Annotated in this window: 28 protein-coding genes; 18 read left to right on the plus strand and 10 right to left on the minus strand. The window is 63.7% G+C overall.

Annotated elements, in window-relative coordinates; all coding sequences use genetic code 11:
- Position 1: 1 nt before the first annotated feature.
- From AC1D10_RS04700 to AC1D10_RS04720, 5 genes are all read right to left on the minus strand, one after another.
- Entirely contained in the window at positions 2 to 1,027 is a 1,026-nt protein-coding gene (locus AC1D10_RS04700; protein WP_477269145.1) for a MotA/TolQ/ExbB proton channel family protein, read from the minus strand.
- Positions 1,028 to 1,135: 108 nt separating this feature from the next.
- Positions 1,136 to 1,822: a PAQR family membrane homeostasis protein TrhA gene (trhA, locus tag AC1D10_RS04705; protein ID WP_477269147.1), complete on the minus strand. Its 687-nt coding sequence runs from the start codon at positions 1,820 to 1,822 to the stop codon at positions 1,136 to 1,138.
- Between the two features lie 87 nt (positions 1,823 to 1,909).
- The gene (locus AC1D10_RS04710; protein WP_477269149.1) at positions 1,910 to 2,710 is read right to left on the minus strand and encodes an inositol monophosphatase family protein; all 801 of its coding nucleotides are present in this window, start codon (positions 2,708 to 2,710) and stop codon (positions 1,910 to 1,912) included.
- Between the two features lie 248 nt (positions 2,711 to 2,958).
- On the minus strand, positions 2,959 to 3,525 hold the full coding sequence (gene efp, locus AC1D10_RS04715; protein ID WP_111548334.1) for an elongation factor P: 567 nt from the start codon (positions 3,523 to 3,525) through the stop codon (positions 2,959 to 2,961).
- Between the two features lie 161 nt (positions 3,526 to 3,686).
- Entirely contained in the window at positions 3,687 to 4,547 is an 861-nt protein-coding gene (locus AC1D10_RS04720) for a LysR family transcriptional regulator (RefSeq protein ID WP_477269152.1), read from the minus strand.
- A 102-nt stretch (positions 4,548 to 4,649) separates the two neighbouring features.
- On the opposite strand from AC1D10_RS04720, the gene AC1D10_RS04725 reads away from it, so the two are divergent.
- Entirely contained in the window at positions 4,650 to 5,666 is a 1,017-nt protein-coding gene (locus AC1D10_RS04725; protein WP_477269154.1) for a zinc-dependent alcohol dehydrogenase family protein, read from the plus strand.
- A gap of 14 nt (positions 5,667 to 5,680) precedes the next feature.
- Here the strand turns inward: AC1D10_RS04725 and AC1D10_RS04730 are convergent, their stop codons facing one another.
- The 3 genes from AC1D10_RS04730 to AC1D10_RS04740 form a co-directional block, all read right to left on the minus strand.
- Positions 5,681 to 6,676, minus strand: a complete 996-nt coding sequence (locus AC1D10_RS04730; protein WP_477269846.1) for a tetratricopeptide repeat protein — start codon at positions 6,674 to 6,676, stop codon at positions 5,681 to 5,683.
- A gap of 46 nt (positions 6,677 to 6,722) precedes the next feature.
- Positions 6,723 to 7,370: a thiamine phosphate synthase gene (locus AC1D10_RS04735; protein ID WP_477269156.1), complete on the minus strand. Its 648-nt coding sequence runs from the start codon at positions 7,368 to 7,370 to the stop codon at positions 6,723 to 6,725.
- A 133-nt stretch (positions 7,371 to 7,503) separates the two neighbouring features.
- Complete coding sequence (locus tag AC1D10_RS04740) at positions 7,504 to 8,409, minus strand: DMT family transporter (protein ID WP_477269158.1); 906 nt, start codon at positions 8,407 to 8,409, stop codon at positions 7,504 to 7,506.
- Between the two features lie 132 nt (positions 8,410 to 8,541).
- Between AC1D10_RS04740 and AC1D10_RS04745 the strand changes: the two genes are divergently transcribed.
- Both AC1D10_RS04745 and AC1D10_RS04750 read left to right on the plus strand, forming a co-directional pair.
- The gene (locus tag AC1D10_RS04745; RefSeq protein ID WP_379103885.1) at positions 8,542 to 9,021 is read left to right on the plus strand and encodes an Lrp/AsnC family transcriptional regulator; all 480 of its coding nucleotides are present in this window, start codon (positions 8,542 to 8,544) and stop codon (positions 9,019 to 9,021) included.
- 157 nt (positions 9,022 to 9,178) lie between these two features.
- Entirely contained in the window at positions 9,179 to 9,949 is a 771-nt protein-coding gene (locus AC1D10_RS04750) for a sulfite exporter TauE/SafE family protein (RefSeq protein WP_477269160.1), read from the plus strand.
- A 39-nt stretch (positions 9,950 to 9,988) separates the two neighbouring features.
- Here AC1D10_RS04750 and AC1D10_RS04755 read toward each other — a convergent pair whose 3' ends face one another.
- Positions 9,989 to 10,540 (minus strand): DUF2269 family protein, encoded by a 552-nt coding sequence (locus AC1D10_RS04755; protein ID WP_477269162.1) that lies wholly within the window; start codon positions 10,538 to 10,540, stop codon positions 9,989 to 9,991.
- A gap of 332 nt (positions 10,541 to 10,872) precedes the next feature.
- On the opposite strand from AC1D10_RS04755, the gene AC1D10_RS04760 reads away from it, so the two are divergent.
- The 6 genes from AC1D10_RS04760 to AC1D10_RS04785 all read left to right on the plus strand — a co-directional run bounded on the left by AC1D10_RS04760 (position 10,873) and on the right by AC1D10_RS04785 (position 15,518).
- Entirely contained in the window at positions 10,873 to 11,253 is a 381-nt protein-coding gene (locus AC1D10_RS04760) for a hypothetical protein (RefSeq protein WP_010912040.1), read from the plus strand.
- A 380-nt stretch (positions 11,254 to 11,633) separates the two neighbouring features.
- Positions 11,634 to 12,167 carry a protease adaptor protein RcdA gene (gene rcdA, locus AC1D10_RS04765; protein ID WP_477269165.1) on the plus strand — a complete coding sequence of 178 codons (534 nt, stop codon included), beginning with the start codon at positions 11,634 to 11,636 and terminating at the stop codon, positions 12,165 to 12,167.
- Positions 12,168 to 12,243: 76 nt separating this feature from the next.
- Positions 12,244 to 12,756, plus strand: coding sequence for a crossover junction endodeoxyribonuclease RuvC (gene ruvC / locus AC1D10_RS04770; protein WP_184872365.1), 513 nt, complete (start codon positions 12,244 to 12,246; stop codon positions 12,754 to 12,756).
- A gap of 14 nt (positions 12,757 to 12,770) precedes the next feature.
- Positions 12,771 to 13,391 (plus strand): Holliday junction branch migration protein RuvA, encoded by a 621-nt coding sequence (ruvA, locus tag AC1D10_RS04775; protein WP_095089529.1) that lies wholly within the window; start codon positions 12,771 to 12,773, stop codon positions 13,389 to 13,391.
- A gap of 43 nt (positions 13,392 to 13,434) precedes the next feature.
- A complete protein-coding gene (ruvB, locus tag AC1D10_RS04780; RefSeq protein WP_477269167.1) occupies positions 13,435 to 14,472 on the plus strand; it encodes a Holliday junction branch migration DNA helicase RuvB in 1,038 nt (345 codons plus the stop codon).
- A 149-nt stretch (positions 14,473 to 14,621) separates the two neighbouring features.
- Positions 14,622 to 15,518, plus strand: a complete 897-nt coding sequence (locus tag AC1D10_RS04785) for a metallophosphoesterase (protein WP_477269169.1) — start codon at positions 14,622 to 14,624, stop codon at positions 15,516 to 15,518.
- A gap of 4 nt (positions 15,519 to 15,522) precedes the next feature.
- Here the strand turns inward: AC1D10_RS04785 and AC1D10_RS04790 are convergent, their stop codons facing one another.
- Complete coding sequence (locus tag AC1D10_RS04790) at positions 15,523 to 16,773, minus strand: glycoside hydrolase family 5 protein (RefSeq protein WP_477269848.1); 1,251 nt, start codon at positions 16,771 to 16,773, stop codon at positions 15,523 to 15,525.
- Between the two features lie 134 nt (positions 16,774 to 16,907).
- Between AC1D10_RS04790 and ybgC the strand changes: the two genes are divergently transcribed.
- The 9 genes from ybgC to ftsH all read left to right on the plus strand — a co-directional run bounded on the left by ybgC (position 16,908) and on the right by ftsH (position 26,959).
- The gene (gene ybgC / locus AC1D10_RS04795) at positions 16,908 to 17,390 is read left to right on the plus strand and encodes a tol-pal system-associated acyl-CoA thioesterase (RefSeq protein WP_379103867.1); all 483 of its coding nucleotides are present in this window, start codon (positions 16,908 to 16,910) and stop codon (positions 17,388 to 17,390) included.
- Positions 17,391 to 17,763: 373 nt separating this feature from the next.
- Positions 17,764 to 18,474, plus strand: coding sequence for a protein TolQ (tolQ, locus tag AC1D10_RS04800; protein ID WP_023758651.1), 711 nt, complete (start codon positions 17,764 to 17,766; stop codon positions 18,472 to 18,474).
- A 10-nt stretch (positions 18,475 to 18,484) separates the two neighbouring features.
- A complete protein-coding gene (tolR, locus tag AC1D10_RS04805; protein WP_477269171.1) occupies positions 18,485 to 18,937 on the plus strand; it encodes a protein TolR in 453 nt (150 codons plus the stop codon).
- 7 nt (positions 18,938 to 18,944) lie between these two features.
- On the plus strand, positions 18,945 to 20,102 hold the full coding sequence (gene tolA, locus AC1D10_RS04810) for a cell envelope integrity protein TolA (RefSeq protein ID WP_477269173.1): 1,158 nt from the start codon (positions 18,945 to 18,947) through the stop codon (positions 20,100 to 20,102).
- A gap of 66 nt (positions 20,103 to 20,168) precedes the next feature.
- Positions 20,169 to 21,452: a Tol-Pal system beta propeller repeat protein TolB gene (gene tolB, locus AC1D10_RS04815; protein WP_477269850.1), complete on the plus strand. Its 1,284-nt coding sequence runs from the start codon at positions 20,169 to 20,171 to the stop codon at positions 21,450 to 21,452.
- A gap of 233 nt (positions 21,453 to 21,685) precedes the next feature.
- Positions 21,686 to 22,192, plus strand: a complete 507-nt coding sequence (pal, locus tag AC1D10_RS04820; RefSeq protein WP_477269175.1) for a peptidoglycan-associated lipoprotein Pal — start codon at positions 21,686 to 21,688, stop codon at positions 22,190 to 22,192.
- Between the two features lie 225 nt (positions 22,193 to 22,417).
- Positions 22,418 to 23,509, plus strand: a complete 1,092-nt coding sequence (ybgF, locus tag AC1D10_RS04825; protein WP_477269177.1) for a tol-pal system protein YbgF — start codon at positions 22,418 to 22,420, stop codon at positions 23,507 to 23,509.
- Positions 23,509 to 24,906: a tRNA lysidine(34) synthetase TilS gene (tilS, locus tag AC1D10_RS04830; protein ID WP_477269179.1), complete on the plus strand. Its 1,398-nt coding sequence runs from the start codon at positions 23,509 to 23,511 to the stop codon at positions 24,904 to 24,906. Before ybgF ends, tilS begins: the two co-directional genes overlap by 1 nt.
- Positions 24,907 to 25,030: 124 nt before the next feature.
- Positions 25,031 to 26,959 (plus strand): ATP-dependent zinc metalloprotease FtsH, encoded by a 1,929-nt coding sequence (gene ftsH / locus AC1D10_RS04835; protein WP_477269181.1) that lies wholly within the window; start codon positions 25,031 to 25,033, stop codon positions 26,957 to 26,959.
- Positions 26,960 to 26,973: the final 14 nt, after the last annotated feature.

Raw genomic sequence — 26,973 nt, forward strand, 5'->3', positions numbered from 1 at the left:
GTCAATGCACCCCGGGCTTCTTCAGGGCATCGGCGATCTTTTCCAGCGTGTTGCGCATCGCCTTCTGCTCGTCGGACTGGGCCTCGACCCAGTCGCGCATGATCTGCTGCTCGGAGCGCATGTTCTTGACCAGCCCGGAAATGCCGTCGGCGAGATTGGCCATGGCGGTGGCGACGCGCGGATTGGAGCTGCCGCCATTCTCCTGCATGCTGCGCAGCCTTTCCGACAAAACCCGGATCTCGTCCGAGGATTCGGCCTTGGCCGGGTCAGAGACGACGATGTCGGACGACAGATCGGTGACCGAGGACAACCAGTTTTCCAGCTCGGTGTAGAAGCGCGTCTGGGCGCGGCCGGCCTGCAGGTCGAGGAAGCCAAGCACCAGTGAGCCGGACAGGCCAAACAGCGAGGACGAGAAAGCCGTGCCCATGCCGGCCAAAGGCGCCGAAAGACCTTGCTTCAGCGAATCGAGCACCGCAGCGGCGTCGCCCGTGCCCGGATCGAGCGATTCAATGGTCTCGCGGATCGAGCCGATGGTGTTCAACAGGCCCCAGAAAGTGCCGAGCAGGCCGAGGAACACCAGCAAGCCGACAAGATAGCGCGAGGTGTCGCGGCTTTCGTCGAGGCGCGTGGCGATGGAATCGAGCATGGTCCGCATCGAACTGGTCGAGAAGGCCGTCGCCGAGGAGCGGCCGATCATCGCCTTCATGGGCGCCAGCAGCACCGGTTCAGTGGTCTCCGAACCGGCACGGAAGGAGTTGACCCAGCGCACTTCGCGAAACAGCCGTCCGACCTGGCCGAAGGCCAGCAGGATGCCGACCACCAGCACGCCGACGATCAGACCGTTGAGGCCGGGATTGCTGCCAAAAGCAGTTGAGATCTGGCGGGTCAGGATGGCGGCGATGAAGGCAACGATGACCAGGAAGATCATCATGGTCAGCAAGAAGACCTGAGGGCTCGACAGTTTGTGCGGGTCGTAGATCAGGACATCAGAACGTCTGCCCATGCCGAAGGATCTGAGAAAAGCCATCCGTGCCCCGTTTCCGATGCCGCCGCCGATCACGTAGACCGCGACTCTAAACGGAATTGTGACCAAATTGAATGGCGCTTGGCAATATTGCCGCGTCGATAGTCTGTGTCAGAGGCGATTGATGACCAGACAGTCGACCATCGCAGCCAGATGCAGGCCGGCGCCGGTGACGACGAAACCGTGCCACAGCGCGTTGTGGAAGCGCAGTCCCTTCCAGGCGAAGAAGATGACGCCACAGGAATAGACGATGCCGCCGGCGACGATGAGCGCGAGCGACGTCGTCGGCAGCGTCTGGACAAGCGGCTTCACCAGAATGACGCCACTCCAGCCGATGGCGAGATAGAAGACGATCGCCAGCCGGTCGAAACGGCCGGGAAAAAACACCTTGATGGCGATGCCCATGGCAGCGGCGGTCCAGACGAGCACGATCATCCAGTGCGCCAGCGGCGAGCCCTCGAGCTGAGCCAGGAAAGGCGTGTAGGTGGCGGCGATCAGGAGATAGATCGCGGCATGGTCGAAGCGCCGCAAGATCCATTTCGCTGGCGACGACACCGGCCACAGATTGTAGGTCAGCGACACCGACAGCACGGTGAGCAGCGAAACCACATAGAAGGCAGCGGCGATGTATTCGCCCGGCCCGACACGAAAGGCCGCCAGCGCCAGCAATGCCGAACCGGCCGAAATCGCCAGCACGATGCCGACGGCATGGACGATACCGTCGGCGATCATCTCGGCGCGCGAATAGTGCCAGCGTCCGATGAACGGTATGTCGGGGTAGAGTTGGTTGTCTTTCACTGCCGGGTTCCTGCGCCGCGCACCCTAACTTGGGCGCTCGCCTGGCAGTATTTCAAGCTTCCGTTGCGGTTTTGCGACTGCGGCGCATCAGCGCGCCGAGAGCGGCTTCTTCACGGCCTTCAGCAAGGCGCGTTGGATGACCTCGTTGCCGGCGACCACCGAGCCGTTGTCGAGCATGTCCTGGCCGCCATCCATGTCCGAAACGAAGCCGCCCGCCTCGCGGATCAGCAGCAGGCCGGCGGCGACGTCCCAGGCCGACAGGCCGGTTTCCCAGAAACCATCCATGCGGCCGGCGGCGACATAGGCCAGATCGAGCGAGACGGCACCCATGCGGCGGACGCCGGAGACCTCCGCCATGACGTTGCGCAGTTCGACCAGGAAATTGCCGTGGTGGCCGCGTCCGAGATGCGGCACGCCACAGCCGATCACCGTGTCGACCAGCTTGATGCGGCCGGCGACGCGCAAGCGGCGGTCGTTCATGAAGGCGCCGCCGCCGCGTTCGGCGGTGTAGAGCTCGTCCATTGCCGGATTGTAGATGACGCCGGCAACGATCTGCCCCTGGCGTTCCAGGGCGATCGAAACGGCAAAGAGCGGGATGCCGTGCAGGAAATTGGTGGTGCCGTCGAGCGGGTCGACGATCCAGCGGTGCTGGCTGTCGTCACCTTCGACCACGCCGCGCTCTTCCATCAGGAAGGCATAGCCCGGCCGTGCCTTCGACAGTTCGGCAAAGACGATGTCCTCGGCCTTGCGGTCGGCCTGGCTGACATAATCGCCAGGGCCTTTCAGCGAAACCTGAAGGTTCTGCACCTCGCCGAAGTCGCGCGACAGCGAGCGGCCGGCTTTCATTGCGGCCTGGACCATGACGTTGAGAAGGGCTGAGCGTGCCATATCGTTGAAACTCCGAGAGCTTGGGGCGGATCAACTCAAATTGGATCGCGCCCGCGCTCCATGTGCTTGTTTCCGAAAAGTCTGCAACTTCTTGCTGCGCTGACCTTCGGTTCGGGATCATGCTTAGATCGGTTGATCGCTTCACGGAAACGCCGAACCGCTCTGTCTCCTTGTTTGTCGCAATTCCCAAGGGAAAGCGCTATGCGCTTTTCCCGGGAAAACCGTTTCACACTTTTCGTGGAATTGCTCTAGTCGGCGCGGCGCACGTAGGTGATTTCGTTGGTGTCGACGATGATGCGCTCGCCAGCGCCTATGAATGGCGGCACCAGTACGCGGATGCCGTTTTCCAGCATGGCCGGCTTGTAGGACGAAGCCGCCGTCTGGCCCTTCACCACCGGATCCGCCTCGGTGATGGTCAGCGTCACATAGTCGGGCAAGGAGATGCCGATCGGCCTTTCGTCATAGAGCTGCACGGTCACCATCATGCCGTCCTGCAGGAAGGCGGCGCGGTCGCCGACGAAGTCCTTGTTCAATTCGAGCTGCTCGTAGCTTTGGGTGTCCATGAACACCAGCGCATCTTCCTGCGCGTAGAGGAAGGAAAAATCCTTCAAGTCGAGCCGGATCTGCTCGACTGTCTCGGCCGAGCGGAAACGCTCGTTGAGCTTGGTACCGTTGATGAGGTTCTTCAGCTCGACCTGGTTGTAGGCGCCGCCCTTGCCTGGCTTGACCGTGTTGGTCCTGACCGCCACCCAAAGGCCGCCATCATGCTCGATGACGTTGCCGGGACGGATTTCGTTGCCATTGATCTTGGCCATAGTGATCTGATCCGGAATGAGATGTTCGCCGAGAAAGCGATTTCGCGGCTCCCAAGACCACAAATCGCCAGAAGAGGCAAGGGAGCGGGCAGGCTGCGGCCATGCGACGGGGATGGAACACCCAGGCCGAGGTCCGGAGGTGCGATGCCATGGCAGCGGTGTCATTCGCTCCGGTTGAGAACCGCACCGATGGATTTGGCGACGGCATCGGCGACCTTTGTCAGTCGATGGATGTGCGGCGAGCGCATGACAACGACGTGCATGGAGAGATCGAGATCACCTGCTTCGACGAGCATCACGCCCTTCGGCAGGTGCTGACGCAGAAGGCGCATGGGCATGAGGCCGAGCCCGTGACCCCGGCGCACCCACTCCATCTGCATGGCCGGGTCCTGGATTTCGGCGGCGATGGACAATCTCCTTGCGTCTTCGCCCAGGACGGCAAGCAGCCGTTGGCGCGCGTCGCAGGGTGCGGGGCTCAAGACCCAGGCGGCATTTGCAAGATCGGGCGCCTGGCCGGAGTGCTTGCCGGCCACAATGCCGAGGCGCTCCGTGCCGATGGCACCTTCGCTGCTTTCGCCGGCGCTTGCCCGCAAGACGATGGCGACATCGAGTTGCCCGTGATCAAACTGGTCGACGAGCTCGGCGCTCCAGCCGGTCTTGAGGCGTAGCGACACGTTTGGAAACAAGGCGGCGGCATTGGCAATGGCCCCCGCCACATCCCTGTCGGAGAGGCCGTGGGCAAGGCCAAGGCGAAGCGCGCCTTCAGGCTCGGCACTGCCGGCGAAGGATTTCAGCGCATCGACCGAAGCGAGAATGTCGCGGCCGCGTGCCAGCACATCCTGGCCTGCCTGGGTCAGCCGCGGCGGCTTCTGCCGCCGGTCGAGCAGCGTGGTGGCGAGCATGTCCTCCAGCCGCTGGATCTGCCGACTCACGGCAGGCTGCGTCAGCGGCAGGCGCCGGGCCACTTTCTGGATCGACCCTTCCTCGGCGAACAAGACAAGCGTGCGCAGTTCCTCGAGCATCCGTTTCTACCATGTTCTATACGCATAATCATTCTTCTTATTATGAATTTGAAATCCGTTGCGTGGCAAGCGATTTTCCTTGCAACGGAAAGGATGACGACAATGAAAGCCATCGAACTGCAGAACCCAGGCGGCATCGGCCACCTCAAAATGGTCGAACGGCCGATGCCGGAACCGGGCCGCCAGGAGATGACCATCAAGGTCAAGGCGACGGCGCTGAACTACCGCGACGTGGAAATCGCGCGCGGTAATTATCACACTGCATTCCCATTGCCGCTGGTGCCGCTTTCGGATGGCGCCGGCGAGGTCGTGGCGGTCGGCTCCGAGGTCAGCCGGTTCAAGGTCGGCGACCGTGTCTGCGGCACCTTCTGGCAGCGCTGGGTCGGCGGCAGCTTCGCCATGGCCGAACCGTCCTACCAGCGCGGCGGTCCCATCGACGGACTGCTCAGCGAATTCGCCCTGCTGGACGAACAGGCGGCCGTGCTTGCCCCGGTGCATCTGAGCGATGTCGAGGCGGCGACGCTGCCTTGCGCCGGCGTCACCGCCTGGCATGCGCTGTTCACCGAAGGCCATCTGAAGCCGGGCGAAACCGTGCTCAGCCTTGGCACAGGCGGCGTGTCGCTGTTTGCGGTGCAGTTCGCTGCTGCTGCCGGCGCGCGCGTCATCGTCACGTCGAGCAGCGACGCCAAGCTCGAGCGGGCAAAACAACTCGGCGCCGATGACGGCGTCAACTATCGCGACAATCCGGATTGGTCGTCGGCCGTCCTGGAACTGACCGATGGCCGTGGCGCCGACCATATCATCGAGGTCGGCGGGCCGCAGAGCTTCGCGCAGTCGCTGAAGGCCGCGGCACGCGGCGCCCAGATCAACGTCATCGGCTATCTCGGCGGCAGCGAGGGGGCGATCAATCCGCTCGATATCTTTCGCCGCCAGGTCAGGGCACGCGGCATACCGGTCGGTTCACGCGAATCCTTCGAGGCCATGAACCGTGCGCTTGTCGTGAACCGGCTGCGGCCGGCGATCGACCGGGTCTTGCCATGGGGAGAGGCAGCGGCGGCCTTTCACCATCTCGAGCATGGCTCGCCATTCGGCAAGGTCGTCCTCGATCACACGCGGTGATTTCGCGAGCCGCCTCAGGGCAGGCGGTTCGCCTTCTGCAGGGCCTGCTTGGTCTGGTCGTCGCCCAGCCCCTGCAGGAAATCGTCCATCTGCGGATCGATGAGACCGGCGCGGCGGGCGACGATGTACCAGGCGCCGGCAAGGACAAGATCCGGATCCGTGCCGATGCCTTGCATATAGAGCTTGGCCAGGCGGTTCTGGGCGGCGACATTGCCGCCCTCCGCCGCTTGCTTCATCCAGCCGAAGCCGGATTTCAGGTCGCGCGCCCCGCCACGGCCTTCGATCATCCAGGCGGCGAGATCGATCTGCGCGGTGTCGTAGTTCTGCCGTGCGGCCTGCGCCAGCAGACGCCTTGCCTGCGCGTCATCGCGCGGCTTGCCGCCGACGCCATTGGCATAGATCTGGGACATCGCATATTGCGCGTCGGCGAGGCCGGTTGCGGCGGCGCGCTCGTAGTAGGATACTGCCTTGGCGAGGCCGGCATCGCCGGGATCCTGCTGGACCAGCATCTGCGCGAAATTGAACTGTGCCAGCCGGTTGCCCGCTTCGGCGGCGGCCTGCATCAGCGCATAGGCCCCCTTCTCGTCCTTCTTCACGTAGCGGCCATCGAGCAGCATCAGCGCATACTGGAACTGCGATTCCGGCACGCCCTGTTCGGCGGCAAGCGCGTACCATTTCGCCGCACCGGCCGCATTCAGCGGCACACCCAGCCCGCGCGACAGGATCTCGGCCACCAGCGTCTGCGCCGCGGGGTCGCCATTTTGGGCGCGGATCAGTGCGAGATTGTAGGCCGTCTTGTAGAGCCCGCGCTGGAAGGCGCCATAGGCGGCATCGGCGGGCTTCGCCCCGAAGCGGTCGGGATTGACGGTGTCGGCCGACGGCAGCGGCGCCGGCTCGGTCGTGGTTGCGGGTTGCGGCAGCGGTTTGTCGATCGGCTTGTCCGTCTGCACGCCGACTTCTGGTTTGGGTTGCGGCAGCGGGACGGTCTCCGCGGCCGCTGCCTGGACCATCAGCACCGCAAGCAGAGCCTGGAGGGGAAGCGTCGCGGAGGGCACGTCAGTCCTCGAAGCGCGGCGCGGTCTCGTCGAGCAGCGCGTTGGCGCTGGCGACCGCCGCCTTGGGATCGGTGCCGTCGGCGAACACGGCGCTCGACAGTGCCACGAATTCGGCGCCGGTGGCGCCCACTGCCTCCACCGAGGCGATGTCGGATCCCGCCATGACGATGCAAGGGATCTGGATCATATCGGCCCACCACCTGCCAAGCGACAGGTTGCGCGGGTGTGGTTCTGGCTTGTTGTCGTAGCCGAAGCGGCCGAAGAAGATGTAGTCGGGCCGCGTCTCGCCAAGCTCGAGCGCGTCGTCGCGCGTCTTGGCGCCGCCGGTGCCGACCATCATTTTCGACTGGAAATGCTCGATCGTCTCGGAGAGTTCGGCCTTGGAGACCTCGACATGGATACCGTCGGCCTGGACGCGGCCGGCTATGCGGGTATCGCCGGCAATGACGACAGCGACGCCCGCAGCCTGAGCTGCCGGCACGATCTCTTCGGCAAAAGCCTGGAAGGAGGCCTCGTCCATGCCGTTCTCCGGCAGGATCAGCGAAGCGACGTCGCCGCCTTCGAATGCCGCGGCGATACGGGCCGCCGGCACGCCGGGCGGCGCGATTAGCACGATGCGACAGCGGTTGGGGGGCGTTGCGTCATTCATGGTTCTTCGATCCCGCGTTTCGCCTATGCCGGGCGAAGATGGTTGGATTGCGGCATAGAGCAAAGTGCCCGCTTTGAACAGGCGGGCAACCGGGATCGCGATTTTGACCCGCCGGGCGTCCGGCGGGCCCGCGTCACTTGATCGGGTGGGGGCTGGCGACGGGCGTTTTCGACTTCCACAGCGTCCAGCCGAGATTCATGCCGGCGGCGGCGATCAGAATTGCTGTGGCGCCGACGATCTGGCTCAGATGCAGCCGATGGCCGAAGGCCACGACATCGACCAGGATCGCGACCACCGGGTAGATGAAGGACAGCGATCCCTGCAGATGCGTAGGCAGCTTCTGGATGGCGCCGTACATCAGGATGTACATCAGGCCGGTGTGGACGATGCCGAGCGTCGCCAGCATGGCCCAACTCCACGCATCGGCCGGAAGCTGGGAAAGATTGGCGAAGGGCGCCAGCATGACGACGCCGACGCAGACCTGGATCAGCGCGATCAGGTGCGGCGGCGTGCCCTTGAGCTTCTTGGTGACAATGGCGGCGACGGCCCAGAAGAAGGCCGCGCCCAACGCCATGACGATGCCGGTAAAATAATCGGTGCCGACATCGCCGGCATCAGGGGCGGCCTGCACGATCAGCACCATACCGGCGAAGGCGATTGCCAGCCAGGTCAGCTTGGTCAGGGTCAGCCGTTCGGCGAAGAACAGCGCGCCGAAGCCGACCAGCATGAAGGGCTGCGTGTTGTAGACGGCGGTGGCGATCGAGATCGAGGCGCGGGAGAAAGCACTAAAGAGCAGCAGCCAGTTGACGACGATGGCGACGCCGCCGAGCGCGGCGATGCCAATGATGCGTAGCGACAGCCTGTTGCGCAGCAACCCCAGCCCGGCACAAATGACCAGCAGCGTCAGCGCGCCGAAAGCGCAACGCCAGAACACCACATCCATGATCGGCTGGCCGGAGAGGACGACGAACCATCCGATCGTTCCCAGGATCGCCATTGCGGCGGACATTTCGACCGTGCCGCGCACTGTATCGTTCACAACAAACCTCCGAACCCGTTGATCTCGCATAATCTCATGCGGCGCCCGAGCTTTCCATCTGATAGAAAAGGTAGTATGGATAAAATGCCTATTTATATTAGGGCATGGCTCCAAATTCGCGAGAAATGTAAAATGCTGGACGATCTCGACCGAAATCTCCTCGAAATCCTGGTCAAGGACGCGCGCACCTCGCTGAAGGACCTGGCTGCCCAAGTCGGGCTGTCGTCGCCAAGCGTTTCGGAGCGGCTTCGACGATTGGAGGAACGTGGCGTCATCCGGGCGTTCACCGTCGAGATCGACCCGCTGGCACTCGGCTATACACTGCAGGCGATCGTTCGCATCCGGCCGCTGCCGGGCAAGCTGCACATCGTCCAGAAGCTGATCGAGGAGATCCCCGAATTTGGCGAATGCGACAAGGTGACGGGCGATGACTGCTTCGTCGCCCGTCTGTTCGTGCGCTCGATCGGCGATCTCGACGGGATTCTCGACCGCATCGCCGACAAGGCCGAGACCAGCACCGCCATCATCAAGGCGCAGCCGATCCGGCGGCGGCCGCCGCCGCTCGACGCAACCGCCTCCCGTGAGAGGGCAAAGGTTTTGCAGGCATCCTGACCAGACTGGTGTCGCCCTGGTTTGCAGAGGGCTGGTCGGGCGAAGGAATGGCATTGGCCAGGCGTGCCCGCTGCCACGCTTACATTTGCTGTCGCTCCGCTCAAAATTCTAGGCTATTCAAGCGTCGATACGCTTCCCTCCAGCCCAGCCCCTCCTCATGTCAGGCCTGCTTCTCGATCCGTGGTTCTACGCGGCTGCCATCCCGGCGGTCATTCTGGTTGGCCTGTCCAAGGGCGGCTTCGGCGGCGCCGTCGGCTTCGTCGGCGTGCCGCTGATGGCGCTGACCATGCCGCCGGTGCAGGCGGCCGCCATCCTGTTGCCGATCCTGTGCTTGATGGACATCGTGTCTGTGTGGACATGGTGGGGCGTCTACGACCGCAAGATGCTGGTCGACATGATGCCGGGCGCCGTCATCGGCATCGGCCTCGGCTGGCTGACGGCGGCACTGGTCACCGAAGAGGCGGTGCGGCTGATCGTCGGCGCAGTCGCCATCATCTTCGTCCTGCGCTGGCTCTACCTCCAGTTTCGCCATGGCGTCGACCACGCGGTCGCGCCCAACCGCATGGCTGCCGCCATCTGGGGAACAGTCGCCGGCTTCACCAGCTTCGTCGCCCATGTCGGCGGCCCGCCGTTCCAGGTCTATGCCTTGCCGATCCGGCTCGATCCCAAGATTCTGTCAGGCACCGCGGCGATCTTCTTTGCCGCCACCAATGCGCTGAAGCTCGTGCCCTATTTCGCGCTCGGCCAGTTCGACACCGCCAATCTGACGGCATCGGCGGTGCTGATGCCGCTGGCGCCGCTGTCGACCATCGCCGGGGCGTGGCTGGTGCGGCGGATGCGCCCGGAAACCTTCTATCCCTTCACCTATGCAACCGTGGCGGTGGTGGCGCTGAAGCTGCTGTGGGATGGCGTCGCCGGTCTGATGTAGAGGTGAGGCGGCCGCACCGCCCTGACCATCACGGCGGTGTCAGGCGGCGCTCGGCACGAGGCGACGATTGCCACCAAGGGCCAGTGTGGCGCCTGCTGCCACGACCAACGCCATGCCGGCAAGGATGCCGATGTCATGCGCGGTCGGCTTGAGCACCATATCGGCGATGATCACCAGCATCACCGCATAGTCGAAGCGAGCCGCGCTCATCATGCGCTGGCCGATGGCCAGAACAGCCGGTGTGACGCCCTCCTTGGCGATCATCGCGCCCATGCGCTCGCCGGTCGGCTTGAAGATGAACATGCCGATCGAAAAGGTCGTGGCATAGCCGATGAGACCGATAATGATCCACAAATCCGAAAAGCCGACCCAGAAGCTGCACATGATGAGGCCGAAGATCAGGGTCAGCATCGACATCGGCGCGAAGAAACGGCCACCCAACTGGCCGCTGGCGCGCATCGCCTGCAATTTTTCCTCGATGTTGCCGGCGCGCTCGGCAAGCACGCCGAGCAGGAACAGCACGAAACCGCCCCCGACCCATAAACTGGCCGAGACGATATGGAGAAATTTGACGATCGCGTACCAGTCCATGGTGGCTCCCTGGGTGTTCTGGAGGGTTCAGGCAGGGCACGATTGGCGCCAGCCGTCAGAGGAGCGAGGCGTTTAGCGCGGCGCGTGTTTCGCAACGATGTCGCGGAAAATCCGGTTCTGTTTCAGCTTCCCGCCAGCGCGCGAAATCGCCTGGATGGGCGGACGCGCTGCCTGGTTTTCTGCCATCGTGAGAAGTGTCGGGAGGGGTTGGTGCGACATCGTCTGGAAACAGTGCCGATGCTAGTGCGCCGATGCCGGGAGCCCGGCGGCGACAGGAATCGCCTGACGATCAACCCATTCCCGCACACGGGAAAAGGCAATTCGGGGGACATATGCAAGGGGTAGCACGGAATTTCTTCACGCTGGCCATTATCTATTCGCTGTGCGGCATGGCGCTCGGCTTGCACATGGCGATCAGCCAGGACCACGGCCAAATGCCGACCCACGCCCACACGATGGTCGCCGGGTGGCTGATGTCGGCGGTCTTCGCCTTCTTCTACCATCTGTTTCCGGCAGTCGGGCAAAAGATGCTCGCCACCATCCATTTCTGGCTGACGGCAATCAGCGGCATCGGCCTGTTGATCGGCCTCTATTTCCTGCTTGCCGGCAATGCCGCGATCGAACCGCTTGTGGGGATTTCTTCGATGGGCTTCTACGCGGCCATGCTGCTGTTTGCCTTCATCGCCTTGCCGGCTGTCTGGAAGAAGGCCTGATTTGAGCCTGGAACGAGGTTCGGGCTGTGCTGTTACGGCACAGGACGGCGGCGTTCGGTCAAAAAACACACGCGCCGTTAAGGCTTCATTAAGCTTTACAGGTGTTTACTATGTCCATCCAGTGATCTGGATTCTTACCGAGTGGTTGGAGCCACTTTGTTTGACGCCTCCCTGTTAAACTCCTGAGAGCCGCCTCATCCGCGGCTCTTTTTTTGTCCGGATTTCAGGGCGCCCGACAGCGGGCTCGCCGTTAACCTTCTGTTAAACATGTGCTTGCCTTCGCCGGGAACGAAGCGCATTTTCAAGCTTCAGTTCTATAGGGTGCTGGGTGTATCGGCAGTGAGCCGAATCGGCCAGCTGTAGGTGCAGGGGGCGTAGCAATGAACGAGCTTTCGAAGGGCAGTGCGAAAACCGTCAAACTGGCGGAGCGCCGGGTTTTCACGCAATCCTTCAAGCCGCTCTACCAGGAAGGCATGGGCCTGGTCGAACAGGCGGCGGAGTATCTCGACGGCAAGGGCCGCTCCGAGGCAAAGAAATTGTCAAGGCTGGGGGCCACGCTCTATGCGGCCGAATCGATGCGGCTGACAACAAGGCTGATGCAGGTTGCCTCCTGGCTGCTTTTGCAGCGCGCGGCGAATTCCGGCGAGATGACCCGCGACCAGGTTGCGTCGGAAAAGTCCAAGGTCCGCCTCGACACTGCTTCCGCCCATGACGAAGCCGCCGGCTGGGCAGAGCTGCCCAAGGATTTCCTCGACCTCGTCACCCGCTCGCTGCGCCTGCAGGCGCTTGTGCGCCGCATGGACGAGGAGATCTATGGCTCCGGCGACGTGGTCGACATGCAACCGATGGCTCGCAGGCCCAATCCGGTTTCCGACCAGATCAGCCTGCTCAACACGGCTTTCGCCCGCGGTTAAGCCTCGGCCTGCCGCTTCGTTTCTGGTTTGTTCACATTTCGCTGGCATCGCTGTCCGCCGGAGGTAAACTCGTCGGATGGGGGAAGCGATTCGCATCATCGGTATTGATCCGGGGCTTCGGCGCACCGGCTGGGGCATCGTCGAGAGCCTCGGCAATTCATTGCGCTTCATCGCCTCCGGCACAGTGCGTTCCGACGACAAGGCGGCGCTGGCGACACGGCTGTGCCAATTGCATGACGGGCTCGCCGAAATCCTGCACACCGCCATGCCGCACGAGGCGGCGGTTGAACAAACCTTCGTCAACAAGGACGCGGTGGCGACGCTGAAGCTTGGCCAGGCGCGCGGCATCGCCATGCTGGTGCCGGCGCGTGCGGGCCTTGTCGTTGCCGAATATGCGCCCAACGCCGTCAAGAAGGCGGTGATCGGCGTCGGTCATGGCGACAAGAAGCAGATCCACATGATGGTGAAGGTGCTGTTGCCGAAAGCCACTTTCGATACCGAACATGCCGCCGATGCGCTTGCCATCGCCATCTGCCACGCGCATCACCGGCAGAGTGTCGCCTACCGGATGGCAGCATTGGCATCGTGAGAGGCTGTTAGGCAATGATCGGCAAACTCAAGGGTACGCTCGACGAGATCGACGAGGATCATTGCCTCGTCGATATCCATGGCGTCGGCTATGTCGCCTATTGCTCGGCGCGCACGCTGGCCGCACTGCCGGCGCCGGGCGAAGCGGTGGTGCTGTTCATCGAGACCTATGTGCGCGAGGACATGCTGCGGCTGTACGGATTCCAGTCGCAGCTGGAACGTGAATGGTTCCGGCTGTTAATGAACAATGTGCCAGGTGTCGGCGCCAAGGTGGCGCTGGCCATCCTGTCGACACTGGCGCCGGCCGATCTCGCCAACGCGATAGCACTGCGCGATATCGCCATGGTCTCTCGTGCCCCCGGTGTCGGCAAGAAAGTGGCCGAGCGCATCGTCACCGAATTGAAGAACAAGGCGCCTGCCTATGCCGGAACTGCCTCGGGCACCATTGGCCTGAAGCAGGAGCTCGGTGAAGGCGTCGCACCGGCGCCCATCACCGACGCCGTCTCGGCACTGGTCAATCTCGGCTATTCGCGCGACACCGCGGCCAATGCGGTGGCGGCAGCGCTGAAGACGGCGGGCGAGGATGCCGATGCACCGAAGCTGATCCGCTTCGGGCTGAAGGAACTGGCGCGGTGAGGGTTCGCTTGTTCAGGTCCTTGCTGTGTGTAAGGAAGGCGCCATGAGCCTGTCCCCCCGTCTCATTGCCCCCGAAAAACGCGGCGAGGATGCCGAGCAGACCTTGCGGCCGCAGACGCTTGACGATTTCGTCGGCCAGGCGGCGGTGCGGGCCAACCTCAAAGTGTTCATCGAGGCAGCCAAGGGCCGCAACGAGGCGCTCGACCATGTGCTGTTCGTCGGGCCGCCAGGCCTGGGCAAGACGACGCTGGCGCAGATCATGGCGCGCGAGCTCGGCGTCAATTTCCGTTCGACCTCCGGCCCGGTGATAGCCAAGGCCGGCGACCTTGCGGCCCTGCTCACCAATCTCGAAGAAGGCGACGTGCTGTTCATCGACGAGATCCACCGGCTGAGCCCGGCGGTGGAGGAAATCCTCTATCCAGCAATGGAGGATTTCCAGCTCGATCTGATCATCGGCGAGGGACCGGCGGCGCGCTCGGTCAAGATCGACCTCGCCCGGTTTACGCTGGTCGCCGCCACGACGCGGCTTGGCCTGCTCACCAATCCGCTGCGCGACCGCTTCGGCATTCCGGTGCGGCTCAATTTCTATTCCGTCGAGGAGCTGGAGCAGATCGTGCGGCGCGGCGCGCGCATCCTGCAAATGCCGCTCGGCGACGATGGCGCGCTGGAGATCGCGCGGCGTGCGCGCGGCACGCCGCGCATTGCCGGACGGCTATTGCGCCGGGTGCGGGATTTCGCCTCGGTCGCCGGCGATGGCCATGTCGACCGCCAGATCGCCGATGAGGCGCTGACGCGGCTGGAGGTCGACGCGCTCGGCCTCGACGCCCTCGACCGCCGCTATCTGTCGATGATCGCCCGGAATTTCGGCGGTGGCCCGGTCGGCATCGAGACGATCGCCGCCGGCCTTTCCGAACCGCGCGACGCGATCGAGGACATCATCGAGCCCTATCTGATCCAGCAGGGTTTCATCCAGCGCACGCCGCGAGGCCGGATGCTGACGGCCAATGCCTGGCGGCATCTCGGCCTCGACGCGCCGAAGGATCTGGCGCAGCAGCAGATCAACCTGTTCCAGGAAGAGTAGCGGCCCCGGCGAATGGACGCGGACCTGCGATCAAGGATCCGTGAATGTCCTTGCGCAAAATCTCCTCATCTTGGCCGGTTTGCCGGCACAATCGTCGACTTTAACGCTGCCTTGCGACTGTCGCCGCGATCAAGTGCCGGAGCCAATCCATGATAACCAGACGCGGGTTCCTGCGCTTTGTCGGCGGTTCCTTGCTGACTGTTGTCGCGTTCAGCGCCTATGCGGTCGGCATCGAACCGATGCTGCTGACGCATGTGAAGCGCTATGCGCTGACGCCACCGCATTGGCCGGCGGGATTGAAGCTGCGCATCGTCGCGCTCGCCGACATCCATGCCTGCCGGCCATGGATGACGCCCGAGCGGATCGCTTCGCTTGTCGAGGACGCGAATGCGCAGCAAGCGGACCTGATCGTCCTGCTTGGCGACTACATTGCCGGCATGCCCCTGGTGACCGGCCGGGTGACGCCATCGCAATGGGCGTCCGCGCTGTCGGGCCTCAAGGCGCCGCTTGGCGTGCTGTCGATCCTTGGCAACCATGACTGGTGGGGCGACGGCTTCGCGCAGCGCGCCGGAGCCGGCCCGACCATAGCGCGCAAGGCCTTGGAGACGGTCGGCATCCCGGTCCTGGAGAACGATGTCGTGCGCCTGGAAAAGAAAGGGCAAGGTGTCTGGATCGCCGGGCTCGCCGACCAGCTGGCCCTGCTCCCGACCAGCGACCGTGCCGGCTTCAAGGGGCTGGACGATCTCGACGGCACGCTGGCCAAGGTCAGCGACAGCTCGCCGGTCATTCTGCTCGCCCATGAGCCCGATATTTTTCCCACCGTGCCGTGGCGGGTGTCGCTGACCCTGTCCGGTCACACCCATGGCGGACAGGTACGGCTGTTCGGCTATTCGCCTATCGTGCCGTCGCGTTTCGGCAATCGCTATGCCTATGGCCACGTCGTCGAGAATGAACGCAATCTGATCGTCTCGGGCGGGCTTGGCTTCAGCATTCTGCCGGTGCGTTTCGGGATGCGCCCCGAAATCCTGTCGATCGACCTCGGCTGAACGGTCAATGCAGCCCGCGGATCACATCCATCACGTCAGGCTCGGCCTTGTCGCCGTTGAAGGCATCGACGATGCCGAAGGCGCCGCCATAGCTCCACACCGACCACGAGAAGCCATGTGCCTCGGCGCGCGCGATCATGTCCCTGACATAGGCGGCCCGGTACGCAGCCGGCATCACATAGGCGTTGCCGTATTCCTGGCGGATCATGCCGAATTCGCCGAGCGTGATGTTTTGCGGCTCGATGCCGTTGGCCTTCGCCCACGCTTCGACCTTCTTGAACGGCGCATCCATCAGGCCGAGCAGCTTGTCGGGACTGTCCATGCCGGCGACCTGTTCGTCGAGATAGGCAAGCAGGCCGCTCTGCAGCGGCCATGGCGCTTCGGCCTTGATCCTGGCGCGGATGGTGTCGAGCGTCACCTCGAGCTGTGCCTGCGGCACCGCGGTCAGCGGATAGGGCAGGCCGGTCACATAGGGGATGAAATCGCCGGCCCAGGTCGCGCCCTGATGGGTGAGCAGGAACGGATCGTAGGAGTGGAAGGTCCAGATGACGTTGTCGTCGGGGATCGTTTTCGGATCGATCTTCTCCAGCGCCGAAGCGGCGGAATAGCAGGCGCCGGTCAGCACCAGGGTCAGTTTCGTGGCCGAGGATCGCGCCGCCGCGAACAGCTTCTGCTGCCGATCCGGCCACAAGCTGGTGCCGTCGCTGTCGCAGTCGACGATCGGTTCGTTCATCGGCTCGAAGGCGACTCGGGCAGGATCTTCGCCGGCCAGCGTGCGGGCCATTTTGCGCACCATGTCGACATAGGCGTCGAAGGCCTGAGGGTCATCCATCACTTCGGCCATGCCGATCTTGCGGCTGCCGCCGGCCGGGATCAAGTGCATGTCGACGACCACCTTCAGCCCGGCGCGGTTGATCATGTGCACCGAGTCCAGCACGCTGGCATAGAGGTCGTCGCGCAAGGCCACGGTCTGGTCGGACAGGAAGGGCGATGGATCGACCGGCATGCGCAGGAAATCGAAGCCCGCGTCCTTCACCGTCTTGAGGTCGTCCTCCTTGAGGAACTTCCGCCATTCCGGATAGGGCAGGATGGCCTTGGCGTCGCCCCACTGCGCCTCGCCCGGCCACGTCGTCCACTGGTCGAGATTGAGGCCGCGCTTCATCATGAAGGTGGCCGCCTGGCCGGGCAGCGACAGAGCCAGCAGCACAAACAGCGCCGTCATCAAGGTCTTGATCATCGCCGTCAACAGTGCCATCGGGTTCATGCGCCAAGCCAGTGCGTGTCGCCCAAAAGTGTGTTGCGGGTTTGGGACAACGGCACGCACGGAAAACAATTGCCTGAAGCGCGCCACGCTTTAGGTGCCCGGTCAGGCCCAAAAAGGAAAGCGCAATGGACGATCATGGTGAATCGGCGGCGTTGCTGGCGGGGCTTTCCGGTGCGCTGACGGAGTTCGGCCACCGGCTGATGGCGCGCGTCTACTATGCCGACACCGATTTCTCGGGCGTCGTCTACCATGCGCGCTATCTCGAATTCTTCGAACGCGGCCGCTCCGACTATCTCAGGCTTACCGGCGTGCATCACACCGAGCTTGCCGACGGCAAGCATGGCGAGAAGATCGTCTGGGTGGTGCGTCGCATGGAGATCAACTTTCGCGGCCCCGCCCGCATCGACGACATCCTGACTGTCGACACCCGCACCGAGGACATATCCGGCGCGCGCATCTTCATGGCGCAGCAGCTCAAACGCGGCGATGAGGTGCTGGTCGAGGCCAAGGTCGAGGCGGCGATCATCGGCGAGAATGGCCGGCCAAGGCGCTTTCCCAGGGAATGGGTGGCGGCGTTCATGCCCAAGGCTTCACCCGCGGCCGACTAATGCATGTCGCCCGAAAGTGGCCCCGGGTTTTGGGGGAACGACATGCATAAGAACAAATACCCAATGCGCATCGTCTGAATCCATTCAGACGATGCGCTTTAGACGGACTGCGACAGCTGGCGATTGCATGTGCCGCGCCACGGGGCGTGGCAATGCGCCGCGCCTTATTCACTAACCCATCCTTAACCATAACGGTTCATGAAGAGATTGGTGAAGATTGGCGTGATCAGGCGCCTTCCTTTCACCAATATTTGCCCCGAAAAGGCCACCAACGGCACGGTTTGGGGTTGTTCCGGTAGCTTCGTGCGAACCGACCACAAGGGATGCCAGGGGCCAGCCGCCAGCTTAGCCCGGAAATCTTAAGGACGTAACGATGGAAAATATCGCACTCGCCGACCCGGGCGCGCAATTGTCGATTTGGGCGCTGTTCAGCCAGGCCAGCTGGGTGGTCAAGCTGGTCATGATCGGCTTGCTCTGCGCTTCGGTCTGGACCTGGGCGATCATCGTCGACAAGCTGGTTTCCTATGCCCGCATGCGGCTGGCGCTCAACCGTTTCGAGCAGGTGTTCTGGTCGGGGCAGTCGCTGGAAGAGCTTTACCGGACGCTTGCCGACCGCAAGACCACTGGCATGGGCGCGATTTTCGTGGCTGCGATGCGCGAGTGGAAGAAGAGTTTCGAGAAGGGCGCCAAAACGCCGCTCGGGCTGCAGACCCGCATCGACAAGGCGATGGACCTGGCGCTGACCCGCGAAATGGAAAAGCTGGAGGGTCGCCTCGGCTTCCTCGCCACCACAGGCTCTGCGGCACCCTTCATCGGCCTGTTCGGCACCGTCATCGGCATCATGACCTCGTTCCAGGCGATCGCCGGCTCCAAGAACACCAGTCTTGCGGTGGTCGCGCCCGGCATTGCCGAAGCGCTGCTGGCGACGGCCATCGGCCTGCTCGCCGCCATCCCCGCCGTCATCGCCTACAACAAACTGTCGTCCGATGCGAGCAAGATAGCGGTGCGCATGGAAGGGTTCTCCGATGAGTTCTCCGCCATACTCTCGCGCCAAATCGATGAAAAAGTGGCCCCCAAGGCCTGAGGAGTAACTGATGGGTATGTCCGTTGGCATGGGAGGACGCGGTGGGCGCGGCCACAGGCGGCGCGGCCGTCACCATGCACTGATGTCGGAGATCAACGTCACGCCGATGGTCGACGTGATGCTGGTGCTGCTGATCATCTTCATGGTCGCGGCGCCAATGCTGACAGTCGGCGTGCCGATCGACCTGCCGGACACGCAGGCCAAGGCGATGAATGCCGATACGCAGCCGATCACCGTCTCGATCAACGCCGCCGGCCAGATCTATCTGCAGGAAACCGAGATTCCGATCGAGGAACTGGTCGCCAAGCTGCAGGCAATCTCGAAGACCGGCTATGAAGAGCGCATCTTCATCCGTGGCGACAAGTTGACCGACTATGGCACGGCGATGAAGGTGATGGCCCGCATTTCGGCCGCTGGATACAAGAATATCGGCCTGGTTTCACTGCAGGAACAGGATCAATAGACGCACGATGAAGACCGGCCTCACCACATCGGTGATCATGCATACGGCGGTGCTGGCCTTCGGCCTGTTCACCCTGTCGGCGCCGGCCGCACTCCCGTCCGCCGATGTCGAGTCGGTGGCGGTCGACATCGTGCCGATGGAAGCCATTGCGCAGACATTGCAGGGCGACAAGAAGGCCGTGATGCATGAAAAGCCGGCCCCCGTGCCGACCCAGCGCCCGGACATCGTGCCGGCAGCGCAGAAGGTCGGCGAGAACAGCGTCGACACCGACAAGCCGGTAACGCCGGAGGCCAAGCCGAAGCCGGTCGAGATGACATCGGCTCCGCCGCCAGCGCCGACCCCGATCGGAAAGCCGAAGCCCGAGGACGTGCCGAAGCCGCAGGAAAAGCCCAAGCCCATTCCGGCAACGGAAGTGGCGCCGGCGCCGACGCCCAAGGAAGAAGTGAAGCCCGAGCCGGTCAAGCAGACGGACCCCAAGCCGACACCGGCCAAGCCGGCGCCGACCCCGCCGCCGCAGGACAGGACCGCGGCAATCGATCCGACGCCCGAGGTCAAGCCTGACGCCGTCGCCGAAGCTATAGCCAAGGAGCCACCCACCGAAGCGACACAGCTGCCGGACTCGGCGCCCGCGCCCGAAGCGCGGCCGAAGCCGCAGCCGGCGCCGGCCGAAAGCGCCAAGGCGCCGGATCGCAAGGATGCCGACAAGCCGGTCAAGGAAGCTTCGTCGAAGCCGAAGTCCGACGACAAGCAGTTCAACGCCGACGAGATCTCCGCGCTGCTGGACAAGCAGAAGCCATCCGGCGGCGGGGCCAAGCGCTCGACCCAACAGGCGTCGCTCGGCGGCGACAAGGATCAGGGCCAGAAGTTGTCGAAATCCGAAATGGGTGCCCTGGAAAGCCAGCTGGGCGGCTGCTGGACCCTTCCGGTTGGCCTTGAAGGTTCGGAAAACTTCGTCGTCGTCGTCCGATTCAACCTGGATGCCTCCGGCAAGCTGGATGGCCGCCCGAATGTCGAGAAGTCGAGCGGAAACCGCCAGTTCGACGAAAGTGCCGTTCGCGCAGTGCAAAAATGCGATGTCACCGGCCTGCAGGTCCCTGCGGGTAAGCAGGACATCTGGGCTGACGTCCGCGTCACCTTCGATCCAAGGGAGATGCTGGGCCTGTAGGCCCGAGTATCCGAAAATCAGTACGAGAAGCGAGAAGACATGAAATCAATCCTCAAGCCGCTCCTGATGATCGCAGCGATGGCGATGGGCATGACTGCTGCCGGCACGTTGCCGGCCCTGGCGCTCGTCGAGCTCAACGTCAACAAGGGCAATGTCGAGCCGCTGCCGATCGCCATCACGGATTTCCAGGGCGGCGATGCACTTGGCGCCCAGATATCCGAGATCGTAACCGCCGACCTGAAGCGCTCGGGCCTGTTCGCGCCGATCGACAAAAGTGCCTTTATCGAGAAGATCTCCAATCCAGATGCTGCACCGCGCTTCGACGACTGGAAGGTGATCAATGCCCAGGCGCTGGTGACCGGCAGCGTCGGCAAGGAGGCTGACGGCCGCATCCGCGCCCAGTACCGGCTGTGGGACACTTTTGCCGGCCAGCAGATGTCCGGTGAGCAGTTCTTTGCCAATGACGCCAATCAGCGTCGCGTCGCCCACATCATCGCCGACGCGATCTATGAACGGCTGACCGGCGAGAAGGGCTATTTCGACACGCGCGTCGTGTTCATCGACGAATCCGGCGCCAAGAACGCGCGCAAGAAGCGCCTCGCCATCATGGATCAGGATGGCGCCAACGTCCGCTATCTCTCGGACGGCAAGTCGATCGTGCTGACGCCGCGCTTCTCGCCGAACCGGCAGGAAATCACCTACATGTCCTATGAAAGCGGTCAGCCGCGGGTCTACCTGTTGCAGATCGAGACCGGCCAGCGTGAACTGGTCGGCAATTTTCCCGGCATGACCTTTGCGCCCCGCTTTTCGCCCGACGGCCAGAAGGTGATCATGAGCCTGCTGCGCGACGACGGCAACTCCAACATCTTCGCCATGGACTTGCGGAGCCGTTCGACGACACGGTTGACCAACTCGACCGCCATCGACACCTCGCCGTCCTATTCGCCCGACGGCAGCCAGGTGGTGTTCACCTCCGACCGCGGCGGCCGCGCGCAGATCTATGTGATGGGCGCCGACGGCTCGGGCCAGAACCGCATCTCCTTCGGCGACGGCGTCTATTCGACGCCGGTGTGGTCGCCGCGCGGCGACCTCATCGCCTTCACCAAGCAGACCGGCGGCGAATTCCAGATCGGCGTCATGAAGACCGATGGCTCGGGCGAGCGTATCCTGTCCTCCGGCTTCCAGCAGGAGGGGCCGACCTGGGCGCCGAACGGCCGCGTGCTGATGTTCTTCCGCGATTCCGCCGGAGGCCCGAAGCTGGTCTCGGTCGACCTCACCGGCCGCAACGAGCAATCGATCCCGACGGCGAACTTCGCCTCCGACCCCGCCTGGTCGCCGCTCCTCGAATAGTTTCGCTCAATTGTCATAGCTGCCAGAAAGGGGGCCTTTGTGGCCCCTTTTCACGTCTTGGTCGCGTTTTGGCCGCATTTACGCCTAGGGTCCGCGCCAAATGTGGCTTCGGCCAATCAGCTGCGGACGGGCAGCCTAAACCAATTTTTAACCGTGTTTCTTGAATGCCGGTTAACCCAAACGTGGTTACTGGGTGATCAACGAAATCACTCGAAATACGAAGGAGAGGCGGCATGGGCCGTATCGCAGCACTTACCAGAAACCCGGTCATGATCGCGCTGGTGGCGATGCTCGCCATCACCGGTTGCGCCTCGAAGAAGACGCCGAACAACGCCGCCGACCTTGGCCTCAACGGCGCCGGCGCGGCAACGCCCGGGTCGGCGAAGGACTTCACGGTCAACATCGGCGACCGCATCTTTTTCGATACGGACTCCACCTCGATCCGTGCCGATGCGCAGACGACGCTTTCGCGCCAGGCGCAGTGGCTGAACCAGTACAAGCAGTACGCCATCGTCGTCGAAGGCCATGCCGACGAGCGCGGCACGCGTGAGTACAACCTGGCCCTCGGCGCCCGCCGCGCTGCCGCCACCCGCGACTTCCTCGTCGCCAAGGGCGTTTCGGCCAGCCGCCTGAAGACGATTTCCTACGGCAAGGAACGTCCGGTCGCGGTGTGCGACGACATCTCCTGCTGGTCGCAGAACCGCCGTGCGGTCACCACGCTCAGCGGCGCCGGCTCCTGAGCCATCGTGCAGCCGACCGGCGTGTCAAAAGAAGGCGCGGCGATCCAGCGGCAAAAATGCAACACACCCTTGCGAAAGGCGGCCTCGGGCCGCCTTTTTCATTTCCGGATGCCCGAAACAAAATTTGGCCGAAGTCTCGGCTCCTGCTATGAGCCGAGGGCGCTTGGCTGGTCCCACTCTGATTGGAAGGCGCGAACAAGCTAACGAAATCACGGCGAGAGGCACATGCATTTGAGATCGGTTCTGAGCGGCACGCTTGCGCTGCTGCTCCTATCAGGCGTCACCGCCTTGGCTAGCGGCTTGGGGGCGAGCGGCACAGGGCAATCAACCGACAGCGGCTTTTCCTTCCATCTGCCGACGATCGAGTTGCCCAGCCTTTTTGGCGAGAAGAAGAAGCAGGATCAGGTTCAGCTGGTGCAGTCCGATGGCACGGCCGTCACCAGCCTGGAAGAGCAACTGCGGCAGATGAACGGCAAGATCGAGGAACTCAATTTCCAGGTCCTGCAGATGCAGGAGCAGATCCGCAAGCAGCAGGAAGACAACGAGTTCCGCTTCCAGCAGCTTGAGGGCGGCACGCAAGGCGGGCAGCCGCCGGCACAGAAGAAATCGGACGCCACTACCACCAATACCAACACCGATGATGTGGCGGCGGCCCCGGCAACGCAGGCGCCGGCCGATGCGGGCACCGCGCCCGCCGCCGGCCAGGACGTCATCGTCGAATCGCCCAATGGCGACCCAGGGAAGCTGATTCCCGGAACGGGAGCGCCGGAAAAGACCTTCGGCACCATCACCGTCGACAAGAACGGCAACGTCATCGATGCCGGCGGCAGCACCCAGGCGACCGCGCCGGCGCAGGATACCGCTCCCGCCGCCGGCGCCCCGGCCAAGGCCGGCAAGTCCGAAGGCACGGTGGTGGCGGCATTGCCGGCCACCAACGACCCTGAGGAGCTCTACCGCAACTCCTATCAGTTCATTCTCTCGGGCGACTACAGCACCGCCGAGCAGGGTTTTCGCGATCATATCTCCCGCTTCCCCAAGGATGCGAAAGCCGCGGATGCGCATTACTGGCTTGGCGAGTCTTTGCTCGGCCAGCAGAAATACCGCGACGCGGCAGAGATTTTCCTCGCCGCCAGCAAGGACTACCCCAAGGCCAAGAAAGCTCCCGACATGCTGCTGAAGCTCGGCGTGTCGCTGGTCGGCCTCAAGCAGCACGACGTGGCCTGCGCCACCTTCAGCGAGATCGGCAAGCGCTATCCCGATATTTCCGGTGCGCTCAAGGAACGCGTCAAGCAGGAGAAGGCTCTGGCTGCCTGCTGATGCTCGACATCGAGCCTGACCTTTCGACAAGCCTTTTTTCGCATATCGATTTTACCCGCGGCGCAGTTGCGGCCGTGTCTGGCGGCAGCGACTCGACCGCCCTGCTCCTTCTCCTCAAACGACATCTCGACCGCATTGCGCCGGCCACAAAACTGCTGGCGGTGACGATCGACCACGGCTTGCGCCCGGGTTCGGCAGCGGAAGCGCAGGGGATGGCGAGGCTGTGCGCCACGCACGCAATCGCGCACCGCATCCTGACATGGTCTGGCCCCAAGCCGTCGACCGGTCTGCCGGCCGCGGCACGAGAAGCGCGCTACCGGCTGCTGGCCGCAGCAGCACAAGCGGAAGGCATCGGCCTGATCCTGACCGGCCATACCGCCGACGACCAGGCGGAGACGGTGCTGATGCGGCAGGCACGCAAAGAAGGATTGACGCGTGAACAGGGCCGAGGCGATGCCGAAACGGCAGGCCGTGGACTTGCCGGTATGGCACCGGCCACCTTGTATGAGTGGCGCAGCTGGATCGTGCGGCCGCTTCTCGGTATGCGGCGCGCGGCACTGCGCGACGTCCTGCGGCGCCGGGATGTCGGCTGGGCCGACGATCCGACCAACGTCGACGCGGCTTTCGAGCGGCCGCGCATGCGCGCTGCGCTCACCGCTGGCGACGACGGCGTGCAGCGCATCGGCGATGCGCTGGCGCTGGCCGCGCAGGAGGGCAACGCACGCCGGCAGGTTGGTCTGGCTGCCGCGGATTTGATCCGCCGTTTCGCGGAACAGCCGGCGGCCGGGCTCATTCGTCTTGACCCGGGCTTGCTGAACACCGGCGGCGATCGGGCGGCCGTCTATGCGCTGCGCCTTCTGCTGGCCACGACCGGCGGGATTGCCTTCCTGCCGGATCAGGCCCGCAGCGAGGCGCTGTTTGGCCGGCTGAAGGCCGGATTTCTTTGCGCCACATTGTCGCGGACGGTGGTCGATTCCCGGCGCGCCGGCATCTTCCTGCGCCGCGAGGCGCGCGGCTTGCCGCCCGCCGCTGCGGTCACCGGGGATACCCTCTGGGATGGCCGGCGGCGCATCACATTGAACGACAGCCACGGCGCATTTTTGATCGCCCCTTTCGGGGCAGCGGCGGCCAGGCGGCTGGCGATCGGTGACGGAAAAACCCCGCCGAGCCTGATGCGCGCCGCGCTCGCCGCCGAGCCGGCGTTGTGGCAAGCCGGTGAATGCCCTGATTTGCCGGGGGATATCCCGGTGCCGAGGGCGGTTGAGGCGCGGCCGGTCGTTGCGTCCTTTGCCCGCTTCCTGCCGTCCTTCGATCTGGCGCCGGCGTGGGCCGTCGCCGGGCTGATTGGGGCTGCCCCAGTGCCGCCCTTGCCTTTCAGCGGCCACAGTGCCGATTGATGATGGGCTAAAGCTTAACCCAGACGTGCTGTTATGCTTGGCAAGGGGAGGCGCTCTCCCTATGTTAGGCGCAAGTTTCCTCTCATGACGTGTGTCCGCGCTGTGGACGCCAACGGGACAATTGATGAATCCGAACTATCGAAACCTCGCGCTCTGGGCGATCATAGCGGTCTTGCTCATCGCCCTGTTCAATCTGTTCCAGACGCCGCAGACGCGAGGGGCTTCCAGCGATGTGCCTTATTCGCAGTTCCTGCAGGACGTCGCGGCCGGCCGGGTCAAGACGGTTACCATCGCGGGCGAACGCATCACCGGCACCTACACCGACAATGCCAGCGGCTTCCAGACCTATTCGCCCGGCGATCCGTCGCTGGTCCAGCGGCTGCAGGACAAGAACGTCACCATCAATGCGCGGCCTGAGACCGACGGTTCCAATTCGCTGTTCGGCTATCTGATCTCGTGGCTGCCGATGATCCTCATCCTCGGCGTCTGGATATTCTTCATGCGCCAGATGCAGTCCGGCTCCGGACGAGCCATGGGCTTCGGCAAGTCGAAGGCCAAGCTTTTGACCGAGGCGCATGGCCGCGTCACCTTCCAGGACGTTGCCGGCGTCGATGAAGCCAAGGAAGATCTGGAAGAGATCGTCGAATTCCTGCGCGATCCGCAGAAGTTTCAGCGGCTCGGCGGCAAGATTCCGCGCGGCGTGTTGCTTGTCGGCCCTCCGGGAACCGGCAAGACGCTGCTCGCCCGCTCGGTTGCCGGCGAAGCCAATGTGCCGTTCTTCACTATCTCCGGTTCGGACTTCGTCGAGATGTTCGTCGGCGTCGGCGCAAGCCGCGTCCGCGACATGTTCGACCAGGCCAAGAAGAACGCGCCCTGCATCATCTTCATCGACGAAATCGACGCCGTCGGCCGCCATCGCGGCGCCGGTCTCGGCGGCGGCAATGACGAGCGCGAGCAGACGCTGAACCAGCTGCTGGTCGAGATGGACGGCTTCGAATCCAACGAAAGCATCATCCTGATCGCCGCCACAAACCGGCCCGACGTCCTCGACCCGGCGCTGCTGCGTCCAGGCCGCTTCGACCGCCAGGTGGTGGTGCCGAACCCCGACATCGTCGGCCGCGAGAAGATTCTCAAGGTGCATGTGCGCAACGTGCCTTTGGCGCCCAATGTCGACCTCAAGGTCGTCGCTCGCGGCACTCCGGGCTTCTCAGGTGCCGACCTGATGAACCTCGTCAATGAATCGGCGCTGATGGCCGCGCGGCGCAACAAGCGCCTGGTGACCATGGCCGAGTTCGAGGACGCCAAGGACAAGATCATGATGGGCGCCGAGCGCCGCTCGTCAGCCATGACCCAGGCTGAGAAGGCGCTGACCGCCTATCACGAGGCCGGTCACGCCATCCTGGCGCTCAACGTGCCGTCGGCCGATCCGCTGCACAAGGCCACCATCATCCCGCGTGGCCGGGCGCTCGGCATGGTCATGCAGTTGCCGGAAGGCGACCGCTATTCGATGAGCTACAAATACATGATCTCGCGCCTCGCCATCATGATGGGTGGCCGTGTCGCCGAGGAGTTCAAGTTCGGCAAGGAAAACATCACCTCGGGCGCCTCTTCGGACATCGAGCAGGCGACCAAGCTGGCGCGCGCCATGGTCACGCGCTGGGGCTTTTCCGACAAGCTCGGCCACGTCGCCTATGGTGACAACCAGGAAGAAGTGTTCCTCGGCCATTCGGTGGCGCGCACGCAGAACGTCTCGGAAGAGACCGCGCAGATCATCGACGCCGAAGTACGACGCCTGATCGACGAGGCCTATTCGACGGCAAAATCCATCCTGACCAAGAAGAAGAAGGAATGGATCGCGCTGGCGGAAGGGTTGCTTGAATACGAGACGCTGTCCGGCGAGGAGATCAAGCAGTTGATCGCCGGGCAGAAGCCCTCGCGCGACCTCGGCGACGACACGCCGCCAAGCCGTGGCTCGGCCGTGCCGAAGTCGGGTGGCCGCCGCAAGAAGGGCCCCGAGCCGGAAGGCGGCATGGAGCCGCAGCCGTCAAGCTAGCAAACCATCGATAT

This window comes from Mesorhizobium sp. P2_A8 (assembly GCF_056404935.1).

Bases quoted from the DNA above. Each gene is read 5' to 3' on its own strand.
- AC1D10_RS04785 (WP_477269169.1), top strand. From the start codon at position 14,622: ATGATAACCAGACGCGGGTTCCTGCGCTTTGTCGGCGGTTCCTTGCTG.
- AC1D10_RS04750 (WP_477269160.1), top strand. From the start codon at position 9,179: ATGTCAGGCCTGCTTCTCGATCCGTGGTTCTACGCGGCTGCCATCCCG.
- AC1D10_RS04710 (WP_477269149.1), bottom strand. From the start codon at position 2,710: ATGGCACGCTCAGCCCTTCTCAACGTCATGGTCCAGGCCGCAATGAAA.
- AC1D10_RS04745 (WP_379103885.1), top strand. From the start codon at position 8,542: ATGCTGGACGATCTCGACCGAAATCTCCTCGAAATCCTGGTCAAGGAC.
- AC1D10_RS04725 (WP_477269154.1), top strand. From the start codon at position 4,650: ATGAAAGCCATCGAACTGCAGAACCCAGGCGGCATCGGCCACCTCAAA.
- ruvC (WP_184872365.1), top strand. From the start codon at position 12,244: ATGGGGGAAGCGATTCGCATCATCGGTATTGATCCGGGGCTTCGGCGC.
- AC1D10_RS04755 (WP_477269162.1), bottom strand. From the start codon at position 10,540: ATGGACTGGTACGCGATCGTCAAATTTCTCCATATCGTCTCGGCCAGT.
- efp (WP_111548334.1), bottom strand. From the start codon at position 3,525: ATGGCCAAGATCAATGGCAACGAAATCCGTCCCGGCAACGTCATCGAG.
- AC1D10_RS04730 (WP_477269846.1), bottom strand. From the start codon at position 6,676: ATGGTCCAGGCAGCGGCCGCGGAGACCGTCCCGCTGCCGCAACCCAAA.
- tilS (WP_477269179.1), top strand. From the start codon at position 23,509: ATGCTCGACATCGAGCCTGACCTTTCGACAAGCCTTTTTTCGCATATC.
- ybgC (WP_379103867.1), top strand. From the start codon at position 16,908: ATGGACGATCATGGTGAATCGGCGGCGTTGCTGGCGGGGCTTTCCGGT.
- AC1D10_RS04790 (WP_477269848.1), bottom strand. From the start codon at position 16,773: ATGGCACTGTTGACGGCGATGATCAAGACCTTGATGACGGCGCTGTTT.
- rcdA (WP_477269165.1), top strand. From the start codon at position 11,634: ATGAACGAGCTTTCGAAGGGCAGTGCGAAAACCGTCAAACTGGCGGAG.
- AC1D10_RS04760 (WP_010912040.1), top strand. From the start codon at position 10,873: ATGCAAGGGGTAGCACGGAATTTCTTCACGCTGGCCATTATCTATTCG.
- ruvA (WP_095089529.1), top strand. From the start codon at position 12,771: ATGATCGGCAAACTCAAGGGTACGCTCGACGAGATCGACGAGGATCAT.
- ftsH (WP_477269181.1), top strand. From the start codon at position 25,031: ATGAATCCGAACTATCGAAACCTCGCGCTCTGGGCGATCATAGCGGTC.
- AC1D10_RS04720 (WP_477269152.1), bottom strand. From the start codon at position 4,547: ATGCTCGAGGAACTGCGCACGCTTGTCTTGTTCGCCGAGGAAGGGTCG.
- tolB (WP_477269850.1), top strand. From the start codon at position 20,169: ATGATCGCAGCGATGGCGATGGGCATGACTGCTGCCGGCACGTTGCCG.
- ruvB (WP_477269167.1), top strand. From the start codon at position 13,435: ATGAGCCTGTCCCCCCGTCTCATTGCCCCCGAAAAACGCGGCGAGGAT.
- pal (WP_477269175.1), top strand. From the start codon at position 21,686: ATGGGCCGTATCGCAGCACTTACCAGAAACCCGGTCATGATCGCGCTG.
- tolQ (WP_023758651.1), top strand. From the start codon at position 17,764: ATGGAAAATATCGCACTCGCCGACCCGGGCGCGCAATTGTCGATTTGG.
- AC1D10_RS04735 (WP_477269156.1), bottom strand. From the start codon at position 7,370: ATGAATGACGCAACGCCCCCCAACCGCTGTCGCATCGTGCTAATCGCG.
- ybgF (WP_477269177.1), top strand. From the start codon at position 22,418: ATGCATTTGAGATCGGTTCTGAGCGGCACGCTTGCGCTGCTGCTCCTA.
- AC1D10_RS04700 (WP_477269145.1), bottom strand. From the start codon at position 1,027: ATGGCTTTTCTCAGATCCTTCGGCATGGGCAGACGTTCTGATGTCCTG.
- tolR (WP_477269171.1), top strand. From the start codon at position 18,485: ATGGGTATGTCCGTTGGCATGGGAGGACGCGGTGGGCGCGGCCACAGG.
- tolA (WP_477269173.1), top strand. From the start codon at position 18,945: ATGAAGACCGGCCTCACCACATCGGTGATCATGCATACGGCGGTGCTG.